Source organism: Microcoleus vaginatus HSN003 (genome assembly GCF_022701255.1).
Lineage (GTDB): Bacteria > Cyanobacteriota > Cyanobacteriia > Cyanobacteriales > Microcoleaceae > Microcoleus > Microcoleus vaginatus_B.
This window is the reverse complement of the sequence record NZ_CP031705.1, coordinates 6,420,956-6,435,005: the sequence shown is the minus strand read 5'-3', so window position 1 is coordinate 6,435,005 and position 14,050 is coordinate 6,420,956. Positions and strand designations below refer to the sequence as shown.

Below are 14,050 nucleotides of genomic sequence, written 5' to 3'. Positions count from 1 at the left end.
GACTCCTGACAAATAACCAAATTATCATCTAATGCGTAATTTTTTGAATTTAGTGCCAAGTGCATCTCAGGATTTTTCCAGCCGTCGGGACAAAAAACCCGATCGGGCGATCGTTTTTGGCTTTAACGGCGGGCAGTCGATCGCTCAAATGTTGTTATGTTTAACAGTGCTAAGTGCTGGCGTGCTGCATCCTAGTGCGGCAAGAGCGATCGGTGCGATCGCGGCGACTCCCCAAACGATCGCCCAAACCCCTGCAAATGCGCCGGCCCCACTTACAAAACTGCTAACAGAAATTGACGCAGCGGCCAACCGACGCGATGTCAAAGCAGTCATGGCATTTTACAGCCCGAATTTCACTCATTCTGACGGCTTAAACAGCCAAAGCATGGAAAAAGGCCTCGCCCAACTCTGGGAGCGATATCCGAGTTTAAATTACCGCACCGAGATCCAATCTTGGAAAACCGAAGGTAGCGCGATTCTTGCAGAAACCATAACTACAATTGCCGGCACTCAAAAAAAGGATGGCAGAGAATTCACTCTCAAAGCTACCATCCGTTCCCAGCAGCGCTTTGAAGGTGAAAAAATAGTTAGTCAAGAGATTTTAGCAGAACAAACTCAGCTTAGTTCTGGCCAAAATCCTCCCACAATTCAAGTGAATTTTCCGGATCAAGTTAAGGTGGGCGAAGAGTACCATTTTGATGCCATTGTGCGAGAGCCGATCGGAGATGATATTTTAATAGGGACTGTTTTGGAGGAACCCATTACCGAAAAAACATTTTTTAATCCCTCAGAAGTCGAGCTGGAATTGCTAAATTCCGGGGGACTTTTTAAAGTAGGTAAAGCTCCGGCTACGCCCGAAAATCGGTGGGTTTCCGCAGTTCTGATGCGACAAGGTGGAATTGCAACGGTTAGTGTACGATTGCGGGTTGTTAAGTAATAAAATAGGTGTTATGGGTTATTTGGGTAATTTCTGTAGTGGCGGTTTAAGTAAAATCTCTAATACAAATGAGAGAACGAGCTAAATCGACCCCTACAAGAATTATGGTTAATTAACCACACTTGATTCTCTACAACTAAAAACTAAGTTTTTTCTTTTTCCGCCCTCTCTCTGCGGCCTCTGCGCCCTAGAAAGGTTAATACATCTTCCTTCTTATTAAAAATGATTTCTCTCCAAAACCAACTTGTTTTCATTACAGGTGCGAGTAGCGGTATCGGAGCAGCCTGTGCCAAGATATTCGCCAAAGGTGGAGCCAAACTAATTTTGGCAGCCCGCCGTCTGGAAAAGCTGGAGCGACTTGCAAACGAACTTGTAGAAACAAAATCCATCGCGTCGGCGAACGAGATTTATTTACTAGAATTGGACGTGCGCGATCGCCCGCAAGTCGAATCGGCGATCGCTGCGCTTCCCGAGGCTTGGAAAAACATCGATATTCTGATTAACAATGCGGGATTGAGCCGTGGTTTAGACAAACTGCACGAAGGCAACTTCCAAGATTGGGAAGAAATGATTGATACCAATGTTAAAGGCTTGCTTTACATGACTCGCGCGATCGTGCCGGGAATGGTAAGCCGAGGCCGCGGTCACGTAGTGAATATCGGCTCAATAGCAGGTCGCCAAGCTTATCCGAAAGGTAATGTTTATTGCGCTTCCAAAGCAGCAGTGAGAGCTATTTCCGAAGGGTTGAAACAAGACCTTTTGGGAACACCAGTGCGGGTGACGGAAATAGAACCTGGTTTGGTGGAAACAGAATTTAGCAATGTCCGGTTTCACGGTGATGCAGAAAAGGCAAAAAATGTCTATCAAGGATTAACACCGCTGACTGCGGACGATGTAGCCGATGTGGTGTATTTTTGCGCGACGCGATCGCCTCATGTCAATATTAGTGAAGTCTTGCTAGTTCCGACAGACCAAGCTAGTGCAACTCAGGTTCATCGAAAAGAATTGTGAGCAGTCAGTCGTGAAACCAAATCCGACTTAAATAACCCCTTTATTTCTGAGTTTATATATGCTCAGACTACGTTTGTTTAGGAAAAGTTCCCACCGAGAGTTAACAGGGATTTATAACCAGGAGTTGCTATAAATTGTGCAGCCAATAGTTCTGGATAGTTAAATAGTTTTTGGTGGTCTCAGTATTTTTTTAAATAAAAAAATAAATAAATAAATAATTTGTATTTTTTGAGTAATTTCACATATAACCATTCCGGACATCAGGATTGTAGCTAGTAAATCTCACAAGAGAGATAAAGGCTCTCGATAGATATTCTCCCATTCGAGATGACAGGCTATGTCCGATGTAACAAATCCCACTCAACCCTTAAGCGTTGAACAGAACGCTGTCTTAATAGTTGGGTTAACAGGGCGCTCCAACAGACAGGCAACAACTTGACCGATCATCGATCGGCCTGTCAATCAGTTGCGATTTCTAGGTTTATTTGCTTAAAAGCTTCATTGATTGCTTTCTTTAGCTGGTTGGTCATCTCGCTAGGGTGCAGATATTGCACATAAATCACTATCCTCAACAAAGGATTTACCATGTCTCAAATCGTAATTCCTAGTCCACCACCCAGTACAGGCTCAGATGACTGTGATGGTTTGATTATCATAGGCTCCAGTGGTGAACCCAGGCCCACCACTAGACCCGGTATCCCGCAACTAACCCTCACTGCTGTGGACGACATTGCCTATGGCAGTAACCAAGATGAAGAATTGGCTGCTCTAGAAGGTAACGATCTAGTTGGTGGAGGCGGTGGCAATGATGTCATCCAAGGCAACCAGGGAGAAGATACGCTCTCTGGGGGCGAAGGCGATGATACTGTCATGGGCGGTAAAAGCCATGACATCGTTGAGGGCAATGCTGGCAATGATGTCCTTTACGGCGATCGCGGCAACGACATCCTCGACGGCGGCGACGGCAACGACTATATCGAAGGCAACCAGGGAAATGATTATGTTAGAGCAGGCGCTGGCAACGATACGGTGTTCGGCGGTAAATGCGATGACGTTCTTTATGGCGACGAGGGCGATGACATCCTTTCTGGCGATCGGGGCAATGACTTCCTCGACGGCGGTAAAGGCAACGATACCCTTTTTGGAGGCAAGGGCGATGATGTCGTCGTCGGTGGCGAGGACAACGACTCTATCTTCGGCGGTAAAGACGATGACTGGCTATTTGGCGGCGCTGGCAACGACTTCGTAAGTGGCAACTTAGGAAATGATACTGTCAGAGGCGGCGATGGCAACGATATGTTGTACGGCGGTAAAGGCAATGACATCGTTATGGGTGATGCTGGTAACGACCTTGTTTCTGGCGACAGAGGAAATGACACCCTCACAGGTGGTGCGGGGGCGGATACATTCCGCTTCGAGTTCCTCGGCATAGATAATATGGATACTCTTACCGACTTTAATCCTACAGAAGATAAAATTCAGCTTGACAAAGCTGTGTTTAATGCTTTAGTACCGGGCAATCTAAGTGGCAACCAATTTATTACCGACCCCAATTTCAATCCCAACGATCCAGGGGCTGCAGGCACGGCTAATCTGATCTACAACCCGGTTGACGGTTCGCTCTACTACCGCAATCAAAACGGTCAAATATCGATCGTGGCTCAAGTAGGTAACAACCTGAATCTTGGGTCGAATAACTTTGAAATAATTTAAAGTTTATCCCGATGTAGGGTGTATCTATCATTAATAGAATTTAAGAATTAGCGACTGGCGAAAAGCTCACCAAAAGAATTAGCGACCGACTTCACAAGTCAGAAAGCTTGTTAATCACTTGAGGGTCTGATGTTATTTACGGCTAGTGGCTGCAATTTACCTTTTAAAATTACTAATTTAAGTATGCTCAGTACCCAAGGGACAGAACAAAATTCCAATTTAGTAGAAGCTTTTGCCAAAATGGGTTTGCTGTGCGAGCGGGCGGGAAAAATAGAAGATGCTGCTTTTCACTACCAGCAGGCGCTGGAACTCGAAAAAAACCGCCCCGAATTGCAGCACAATTTGGGTAGAGTTTTGCAACAGCAAGGAGATTTGACAGGGGCGATTGGCAGCTACAGGCAGGCACTGGCTGTCAATCCAGATGACGTTAAAGCTCACTACAATATCGGCGTTGCCGTTCACCAGCAACTCAGGATAGAAGCAGCGATTTACAGTTACCAGCAAGCGATATCTTGTTGGAAAAAAAGCTCTCAACCAGCTCTTTTATCCTACGCGATAAATGCCTACAACAATTGGGGCTGCATTCTGATGCAGGAGGGCAAAGTTGACGAAGCAATTGTGGTTTTTCAAGCGGGAATAGCTGTGGCCCCCGATGATGCTACTCTGTACAATAATTTAGGTATTGCTCAGTTACAACTGGGGAAGCCAGAAGATGCGATCGCCCTTTGCCGCCGCGCGATCGAGTTGCAGCCAGAATTAGTCAGGGCTCGTCACAATTTGGGGAAAGCATTCCAAAGATTGGGGCTGCATACTTTTGCAATAGAATGTTTTGAGTTAGTAATTAGCAAAGAGCCCGATTTGGTTTCGGCATACAGCGATCGCGCTTTTTCTTTGATGGCACAAGGCAAATTACCTGAGGCAATGCTATGTTGGCAAAAGGCGATTGCTGGGCAAAGCCAGTTTGTTGATGGTTTTTGCCACCAAGTAGAGATGCGGTTGACTTCCGTAGCAGAACTTAATGAACTCGATCGAGCTCAAATAGCCTGTGTCCGATTTCTGAAGCAACTTCAAGGAAAAGACGGCTCTGGGTGCGCCATTTCTAGTCTTGCTAACAATCTGCTTCATCCTTCATCATTGCTCCTCGATTTAGCAGAAACTTACATCCATTTGGGAAACGCCTTATTCGAGTACGGCGGGTACGAACAAGCGGAAAGCTATTATCAAAAAGCGTTACAAATTCAACCTAAGAATGCGGATATTTACTTGCGGCTGGCTGATTGCTTGAGTCAGCAAAAACGATTTTCGGCAGCGATTGTAGTTTACCACATGGTGCTGGTAATGGCGGGCGATCGCTCGGATGTTTCCGAACAGTTGCAGGCTGTATTGAAAAAACAGCAGGAGTTGATTCATTCTCCCGTAGCCCGCCAAGGGTTGAAACCTCTGGCTAATAACGCAAGTCCACTAAAGACGACTAAAGAGCGGCGTTTTAGTCCTCTTAAACAGAAGCTGATTCCTTCTCCCTCAGCCCGCCAGGGGTTTCAACCCCTGGCTAATAGCGAAAGTCCACTAAAGTGGACTAAAGAGTGGTGTTTTAGTCCTCTTCAGAGGACTTCAGCTATGAGACAGGGAATGAATTCCCTGTCGGAGTCCGATTCTGACTCTGACTTGGGAAGCATGAAACATCCCTCCATTGTTAACGGGAATAAAAAGCAAAAATCGAACTGTCAGGGCTTAGATTGTCAGCCGTGTCTCAAGCGGATTTTCAGACAATTTGAGCCTGTGCATTTAGGTAATGGCGTATATTCTTGTACTCAGCAGGTAGAGACTGCTGTTGAGTCGCCGGAAACGTTTGTGACTTCACTCCCAAATGGGCGGGCTTGGGTTGTACCGCAGAAAAATTCTTGGATGATTTGCAATGCTATTGCTATTATCGATTCTGGCGATCGGCTTTTACCCGAACTTTCCCGCGAATATCCGGGAGAGTTGCCGGGATGCGAAAATCAACATTCTACTCAGCACAGGTTTCTGAATTTAAAACCCGAAGAATTGCCACCTTTAGAAAAGATAGACGGTACGGTGGCGGTATTGGCTGGACTTTCGGGCAATGTCTATTTTCACTGGATGGTGGATATTTTGCCCCGGATTGAAGTTTTGCAGCGTTGGGGGATAAATCTGGAAGAGATAGATCGGTTTTTGGTTAATAGCGGCCAGCAACCTTTTCAGCGAGAAACCCTGAAAGCATTAGGAATTCCTGAATATAAAATTATAGAGAGCGATCGCCATCCTTATATTCAAGCCAAACAATTAATTGTTCCCTCTTTTCCCGGATATTTGGGCTGGCTGTCGCCGCGGGCGCTTGAGTTTTTGAGGCGAGCTTTTTTAAATAAAAAATTTCAGAAACTCTGTAGTGCGAACATCTTTCTCCCTAAAAGTACACAGCTAAGCGAGCAAGACGCACTGAAATATATTTATCCAGAACGCATCTATGTCAGCCGCAGCAAATCCAGCTATCGCCGAGTCATCAATGAAGAACAGGTAATCGAATTTTTAAGCGGATTTGGCTTTGTCTCCGTGCTACTAGAATCTATGACTTTGGAGGAGCAAATAGCCTTATTTTCTCGTGCCAAAGCTATCGTAGCGCCTCACGGCAGCGGTTTGACAAATATTATCTTTTGTGGTGCAGGAACAAAAGTAATTGAGCTAGTCTCTCCCAATTATATCAGGCAATACTATTGGGCGATTTCTCAGCAGCTAAATCTTCCACATTATTATGTAATAGGAGAAAGCTTTAATTGTTACCCGATTCGACAGTTAATGTATCAAAACCCATTGACTGAAGATATTTTAGTTAATTTGAAGTCTCTCCAAAAAATGCTGGAAGAAACTAATCTATTTACTTCAAAAAAAAATACCCCAAATTTAATATCTCTTGAAAACCCTAAGAAACCTACACCAATCATGAATCAAGAATCAGCAGATTATTTCCAAAAAAGGGCCGAATTTTATTTAGAACAAGGCAAGTTAAGCGATGCTATAGCTGCTTGCGAGCAAGCCCTGAAGCAGAAACCTGATTTTGCACCAGCTTACAAAACCTTGGGCAAGATCAGTCAAGTACAAGGTAACTTAACCAAGGCAAAGGATTGGTACGTGAAAGCTCTGGAAATTCAGCCTGATTTTACCGAAGTTTATACTAATCTTGCTAGTCTGTACACCCAAGAAAAAAATTGGGAGCGGGCTTTAATTTGTTATCAAAAAGCCAATCCTGCTCAGATAAAAGAGCCAATAACTAATAGTAGCCACGGTGCTTTAGCCTTCAAAGCTGACGATATAGAAGTCTACATTCAAGGTGCAGAAGCCTTTTATAGTCAAAGGAAATTCGAGCAGGCGGCGGCGGCTTGCCAGCGAGTTCTCCAAGTTAAACCAGATGCGAGGGCTTATAAAATTTGGGGGAATGCTAGGCAAGCTCAAGGCAAGATAGAGGAGGCGAAAAATTGCTACGCTAAGGCGATTGAACTAGACCCTGATTTTGCTGAAGCTTATACTAATTTGGGTACGCTTTACGCTCAGGAACAGCAGTGGCAATCTGCGATCGCATTTTACCAAAAAGCGATCGCCCTTCAACCGAATTTAGCATCAACTTACCGAAATTTAGCTCGGGTGTGGTCACAAATGGGGCAGCTATCGGAGGCTGATGAGTGCTGGTTTAAAGCGTATTCTCTGGAACCTGCCAAGGCAACTCCTGAAGAACACATTCATCTGGGCGATAACTTTTTGAGGCAGAATCAGGTAACGCAGGCTATACGCTGCTACTGCCATGCTATCGAGTTAAACCCCAATTCAAACGAAGCTTACCAACAGTTAGGAAATGCTCTCAAAGCTCAAAAAAAGGTGCAGGAGGAAGTTGCTACTTATCGAAAGATAATGGAACGTCCGGCTAACATTTTTGGGGATTTGTTCAAGACAGTAGTTGTAAGTTTGAATCCGAAATCGGAGTTACCTCAGAATCCCCAAACATCTACTTTGCCGGCAAATGTTGCCGCTAATTCCTTGCAACTCGATTCCACAATCTCCGCTGAAAAACCTCGTATACAGTTGCAGCAGCCGACAACAATTCCTGCTGTACCGCAACATTTAAATACGATCGCCGTTTCGGAACATTCTGCACCTGCTGCTCAAAACTCGGCTGAGGTTTTGTCGCCGGTGACAGTTGTTGATAGCGGTTTTACGGCAGATTTTCGGGAACCAGAAACCGCTGATGACTGCATTCAGCGGGCAGAATCTTATTGCGCTCAAAAACAGTTGGAGCGGGCTATTGCTGAGTGCAAGCGAGCTATTGAAATTAAACCGGATGCGCTGGCTGCTTACAAACTGTGGGCCAAAATTTTGCAAGTGCAAGGAAATACAGAAGATGCGATCGAGTGCTATAAAAAAGCCATCAAAATTAAGTCTAACGATGCAGATGTTTACGTAAATCTTGGCACTTTGTATGCTATAGCTAAACAGCCATCACCGGCAATTACTTGCTACCAAAGAGCGATTGCTATCCAACCGAATTTAGCACCAGCTTACCGGAATTTGGCTAGGGTGTGGACGCAGCAGGGCAAACTGGAAGAGGCGAACGAGTGCTGGTACGAAGCTTATTCTTTGGAACCGGAGAAGGTATCGCCAGATCAGCATTTTAAATTGGGCAACCTTTTGTTTAAGCAAGGTCAAATTACTTATGCAATCGCGTGTTACCGCCGCGCGATCGAGTTAAATCCGAATTTAAAGGCGGCTTATCAAAATCTGGCGATAGCGTTAAAAAAGCAAGGAAAAGTACATGAAGCTGCTGTCTGTTTGGAGAAAGCCGCGGCACTTAACAACAGTGGTTGGGTAGCCAACCATCTAGCAAGTGATACTGTTGCTTCTGCGACGCGGGTAAAGGGCGATCGAAACACTCACGAACCTGCTGCCGCTGTGGAAGTTGGGGATGCGATCGCTTCTGCGGCACCAGCAAACAATCTGAACAACGGTCATTCAAAATCTGCCGAAAGTTTAACATTATCTGCATTTGATAGCGGTAGTAGTAACAATGGCAAACCTGTGGCGATCGTCCCTTCTGTCAGTGCAGAAACATACATCAAACAGGCCGAAGCTTATTACGCCCAGGGGAAATTTGAAGAGGCGATCGCAGAGTGCAAGCGAGCTATTGAAATCCAACCGGATGCAGCATTTGCCTACAAGATTGCGGGGAATGCTACCCAAGCTATGGGCAAAGCAGAGGCAGCGAGGTATTGGTACGTTCAAGCCCTGGAAATCGAGCCGAATTTTGCTGAAATTCATGCCAATTTAGGCAGCCTTTACGCTCAGCAGAAACACTGGGAAAAGTCAATTGCTTGTTACCAACAAGCAATTAAAATTAAACCGACTTTAGCCTCGGCTTACCGAAATTTAGCGAGGGTATTTTTGCAGGCCGGTCAGCCGCAAGCAGGGGCAGAATGTTGGTATGAAGCTCTGACTCTCGATATCAATTGGGCAAAGCCTGAGGAACACTTTACTCTGGGCAATACTTTGTTAGAACTGGGTCAGTTGGAGCGAGCTATTTCATGTTACCGACGGGCGATTCAGTTGCAGCCGAGTTATGCGGATGCTTATCACAATTTAGGGGAGGTGCTCAGCGTTATGGGGCAGTGTGAGGAGGCGATCGCGGCTTACCGAAAAGCGATCGATCTGAACCCGAATTTCGATTCACCTCATTACGGTTTGGGGAAAGCTTGGGCCAGTCTCGATCGGCGCGAAGATGCGATCGCCTGTTATCGGAGAGCGATCGAGTTAAATCCCAATTTGGTTCAAGCTTATCAAAGTTTGGGGGATGCTTTGGATAGTTGGGGTCAGTTGGATGAGGCGATCGGATGTTATGAAAAAACTATTGAATTGAAACCGGACATCTGGGAGGTTCACCAAAAGTTAGGGGATGCTTTGCAAGAAAAAGGCGAGATTGATGAGGCGATCGAGGCATACAATCGCGCCATTGAACTAGCAAAAGTTTAGTAATTTTCCGGATACCTCTCTAGGTAGATGAAAAATAAACTCAACTGCTTTAACCGTCTCAAATTACAACAGGTACAGGGTATGAGTAACCAATCTAATATTATTCCATTTCCCCTCAATAACCAGTCCTCTAATTCATCTACTGTAGAAATTTATAGTTATGACGAACCGAATCCCAAAGCGATTATTTTAAAAAGCGAATTATCGGCATCTGAGGCAGAGGAAAAACAGCGAAAAGACCATTTTAACCGCAGTGTTATGATTACTAACCTCAATGCTGCTAAACCTCTCTACAGTTTAGGGAAAGCTTTGGCTAAAAAGGGGGAGTGGGAGAAGGCGATCGCCTCTTATCGCAAAGCTTTAGAGATTGATTATCAAGCTGCGGAGATTTACCAAAATTTAGGGGAGGCTCTTGTTCAAACAAAGCAGTTCGATGAAGCGGTAACAGTTTATCGAAAAGCTATTGAAATTCAGCCGGATTTGTGGGAAGTTCACCACAATTTGGGGGATATTTGCCAAGGACAAGGAAGGTTAGAGGAGGCGGTTGCTGCATATCGTCTGGCGATCGAATTTAACCCAGACTTTTCTTGGTCGCACAATAATTTAGGGGATGTGCTGATTAAGCAGGAGAAGTGGGAAGAGGCGGCGGTGGCGTATGGAAGGGCGATCGAGCTAAATCCAGACTTCCATTGGTCTTACTATAATTTGGGCGAGGCTTTGATGGAGTTGCAGAGGTGGGAGGAGGCGATCGGAGCTTATCGAAGGGCGATCGAGTTAAATTCGGATCTGCCTTTGGTGCATGAAAAGTTGGCTGATGCTCTGCAACAACAAAGTCGATTGTATTCAAAAGAAGCTGTTAGCTTATACTATAAAACCATTGAGCAGAACCCAGATGATGTCGAACTATATCACAAACTTTTAGAAATTAAGCCAGACGCTCCTCAATTATATTGCCAGTTAGCCAATGCCCTAGTCAGAAGGCGTGAGTATCAAGAGGCAATTATTTTTTATCAGATGGCACTTCACATTAAACCAGATGAGATCGAGGCATCTTTTCAGCTAGCCAAGTTATTGCAGAAAAGAAATAATTTCGAGGGAACCTTTCAAGGAATCCCCTGTAGTTCAGATATCTATGAATTGTGGCTCCAGGAAAATTCACCGAAGCCTGAAGACTTCCGGCAGATGGCTGAACAAGTCAAGGTGTTTAAGTATCAGCCTCGGATTAGTATCATCATGCCAGTGTATAACACTCCTAAAGAACTTTTGCAAGAGGCGATCGAGTCGGTTTTAGCTCAAGTTTATCCGCACTGGGAACTGTGTATTGCAGATGACACTTCCACAAAACCCTACATCAAAGAAGTTCTGGCGAACTATGCTGCTAAGGATGAAAGAATCAAAGTAGTATTTAGGAGTAAAAACGGGCATATATCCGCTTCGTCAAACTCAGCTTTGGAAGTGGCAACCGGAGAATTTATTGCGTTGTTAGATCATGATGATATCTTAGCACCGGAAGCTCTTTACGAAATGGCTTTTTTCCTGAATCAGCATCCTGAAGCTGATATGATTTATTCCGATGAAGATAAATTGAATGAACAAGGTAAGCGTACCGATCCATTTTTTAAACCAGATTGGTGTCCTGATTCCTTTCTCTCCCGAATGTACACTTGTCACTTAGGTGTTTATCGCCATTCCCTAGTCAAGCAAGTAGGTGGTTTCCGACTCGGATACGAAGGCAGCCAAGATTACGATTTAGTCCTCAGAGTCACAGAAAAAACTGACAAAATTTTCCACATCCCCAAAGTTCTTTATCACTGGAGAATCCACTCCGAGTCTACTGCTGGCAATCATGGAGCTAAATCTTACGCCGAACAAGCAGCTACAAAAGCATTAACAGAGGCAGTAGAACGCCGCGGTGAAAAATGCAGTAAAATTGTTAGTCCGCCAGAGTCTCCAGGGGTTTATATCATCCGCTATCAAATTCCAGAATACAAACTTATCAGCATCATTATCCCGACGAGAAATTTAGGGAATATTTTGGATCGTTGTTTGAAGTCTATTTTTGAAAAAAGTACCTATCCCAATTACGAAGTAATCGTCATAGATAATGGCAGTGATGAACCAGAAACAGCAGCAATTATTGCCGCTTGGAAATGCTTAGAGCCCAATCGGTTTAAGTGTTATGAGTATAACATACCTTTCAATTATTCTCGCATCAACAACTATGCAGTAACTAAAGCAAAAGGTGACTACCTCCTGTTTTTGAATAACGATACAGAAGTCATCACCTCTGATTGGCTTGAGGCAATGGTTGAGCAAGCTCAAAGACCGACAATTGGTGCTGTAGGTGCTTTATTGCTGTATCCTGACAATACAGTTCAGCACGCAGGAGTGGTGATGGGAGTTGGCGGTGTAGCAGGTCACAGTCACAAACATTTTCCTGCTAGCCATCAGGGATATGTTTCTCAGCTTGCCTCCGTGAACAACTACTCAGCCGTGACAGCAGCGTGTTTGATGTGTCGGCGAGAGGTGTTTGAAAAGGTCGGAGGATTTGAAGAACTGCTTTCTGTAGCTTTTAATGATGTTGATTTATGCCTAAACATGGTGACTCATGGCTACCGCAATATTTATCTGCCTCATGTAATTTTATATCACTATGAGTCGAAGAGTCGCGGGCAAGAAGATACTCCAGAAAAACAACGGAGATTCCAGCAAGAAACTGAAAAAATGCAGCAAAAGTGGGGACATTTAATCGAGCAAGATCCTTGCTACAACCCCAATTTCAGCAGGGAACAAGAAAACTATAGTTTAAGGATTGTAACTATAGTTGATATCCTAGCGGTTTCTAGCTTGGAAAATCCTTGTGAATTGTGGGCTTTTTCAATAGACTCCCCAGCTCCAGAAACCCAGATAAATAGTAGTTCGATTATTGTTGCCGGCTGGATTGTAGGCAAGACTTCTCCGGCTGTTGCCGTGGAGTTAATCTGCGACGGACAAGTCATTGAGGCGATCGCTATAGATGGAAATCGCTCCGATGTAGCCCAGATTTTTCCACAAGCACCCTGGGGTGAAAAAAGCGGGTTTTCAGCAATCTTGAAAGTAATCGGGTTGCCTGATGAGGCTGAACTAACTTTAGAAGCTGTTCTTGAAGATGGAAGTCGCGTTATCTTGGGTACAGTGCTGTTAAAGTACCAAATCAAGTCCTGTTGATTAGCTCTAATCAAATCTGTCATTGGGGGGTGCAATATTTCAGAGAGGAGAACCTAGATTCACTCTTACTCCAAACAAATCCCACACCCCCCATATATCTTTTGTACTCAGATCGTAGGGAGCCCCAAAAGCAACAAGGGGATTTTCTCCATCTATTAGATGCCCAAGTCGATCGCTACTCATTCCCACATTGTGAGTGAAAGCAGGGAATTTGCGATCGCGGTAAAGAGTCCGAAAACCCGTCCAGTTAATTCCGTCTGTAGAGTAAGCAGTAGCTAACGAAGGACTTGCTTGGTGACTGCGGAGTATTTGCACGAGGACAAATCTACCCCTTCTAGCATCGTATTTGATATCAACTGAAGCAGTTCTGGCGAGATTTATCGGTACAGGCTTCCCAGTCCAATTTACAGGGTCATTTGACTTCAAGAAATATATGCGCGGCCCTTCGTTAGGGTGAAGCGAGTCGTCAGTGTACCACATATATAACTGCCCATTTTTAACGACTACCGTCTGTTGGCCAGCTCCGTAATTGTGTCGGTTTCCGCTGCGTTTAACTTGCGGCACAATAATCATTTTTACATCGGGCGGATTCTCTTCCCATGTGCCTCTTTCGGTATAGGTGAAGTAAGGGCCGATGATATTGCGAGCGCGAGCTACGGAAATAGTAGTCTGAGTTCCGGTGCGATCGCCTAACTCTAAACCTGTTTGATGCTGGTTAGAATAGAAAAGATAGTAGTAATCTTTATAGTAAACTAAACTAGGGTCGCACGCAGCTCGATTGGTCAATTTTCTAGTTTTATCATCAATCCTAGGCTTAGCTTTCAGGACAACTTTCGGAGCAGACCAGTTAACCCCATCTTTAGAAAAGACATAGCGTATAGCATCAATTCCTTCTCTGGGCTCCGGGCTGGAACAATAAAAAGCGTGATAAATCCCGTTGTGCTTGATAATTGAAGGAGCGTAACCGTATGTATAGCCATTATCAGAAGAATCTGCGATTTTGAAAATGCCAGAGGTTCTAGCATCTATGCCACGTGTGGTAAACTCAGCGAGAGTGGCCGGCACAGCTCCAAGTGTAAGTGCCAAAGCGCTAATTAAAAAGTATTGGGTTCCTTTCAAAAAATCCGATCCTCTCCGAAACGATCGACAAAT

Annotated in this window: 6 protein-coding genes; 5 read left to right on the top strand and 1 reads right to left on the bottom strand. The window is 44.7% G+C overall.

The window, feature by feature from the left end:
- Positions 1–31 precede the first annotated feature (31 nt).
- The 5 genes from D0A37_RS27515 (at position 32) to D0A37_RS27495 (ending at position 12,898) form a co-directional block, all read left to right on the top strand.
- Positions 32–937, top strand: a complete 906-nt coding sequence (locus tag D0A37_RS27515) for a nuclear transport factor 2 family protein (RefSeq protein WP_242719379.1) — start codon at positions 32–34, stop codon at positions 935–937.
- Positions 938–1,159: 222 nt separating this feature from the next.
- Positions 1,160–1,948, top strand: coding sequence for an SDR family oxidoreductase (locus tag D0A37_RS27510; RefSeq protein WP_242719377.1), 789 nt, complete (start codon positions 1,160–1,162; stop codon positions 1,946–1,948).
- A gap of 585 nt (positions 1,949–2,533) precedes the next feature.
- Positions 2,534–3,661 carry a calcium-binding protein gene (locus tag D0A37_RS27505; protein ID WP_242719375.1) on the top strand — a complete coding sequence of 376 codons (1,128 nt, stop codon included), beginning with the start codon at positions 2,534–2,536 and terminating at the stop codon, positions 3,659–3,661.
- 183 nt (positions 3,662–3,844) lie between these two features.
- Positions 3,845–9,691 (top strand): tetratricopeptide repeat protein, encoded by a 5,847-nt coding sequence (locus D0A37_RS27500; protein ID WP_242719373.1) that lies wholly within the window; start codon positions 3,845–3,847, stop codon positions 9,689–9,691.
- An 81-nt stretch (positions 9,692–9,772) separates the two neighbouring features.
- A complete protein-coding gene (locus tag D0A37_RS27495) occupies positions 9,773–12,898 on the top strand; it encodes a tetratricopeptide repeat protein (protein ID WP_242719371.1) in 3,126 nt (1,041 codons plus the stop codon).
- 39 nt (positions 12,899–12,937) lie between these two features.
- On the opposite strand, the gene D0A37_RS27490 is transcribed toward D0A37_RS27495, so the two are convergent.
- Positions 12,938–14,017 (bottom strand): hypothetical protein, encoded by a 1,080-nt coding sequence (locus D0A37_RS27490; protein WP_242719369.1) that lies wholly within the window; start codon positions 14,015–14,017, stop codon positions 12,938–12,940.
- Positions 14,018–14,050 lie beyond the last annotated feature (33 nt).

What these genes read in the sequence shown, in the direction of transcription:
- D0A37_RS27515 (WP_242719379.1), top strand. Translation starts at nt 32, where the DNA reads ATGCGTAATTTTTTGAATTTAGTGCCAAGTGCATCTCAGGATTTTTCC.
- D0A37_RS27510 (WP_242719377.1), top strand. Translation starts at nt 1,160, where the DNA reads ATGATTTCTCTCCAAAACCAACTTGTTTTCATTACAGGTGCGAGTAGC.
- D0A37_RS27505 (WP_242719375.1), top strand. Translation starts at nt 2,534, where the DNA reads ATGTCTCAAATCGTAATTCCTAGTCCACCACCCAGTACAGGCTCAGAT.
- D0A37_RS27500 (WP_242719373.1), top strand. Translation starts at nt 3,845, where the DNA reads ATGCTCAGTACCCAAGGGACAGAACAAAATTCCAATTTAGTAGAAGCT.
- D0A37_RS27495 (WP_242719371.1), top strand. Translation starts at nt 9,773, where the DNA reads ATGAGTAACCAATCTAATATTATTCCATTTCCCCTCAATAACCAGTCC.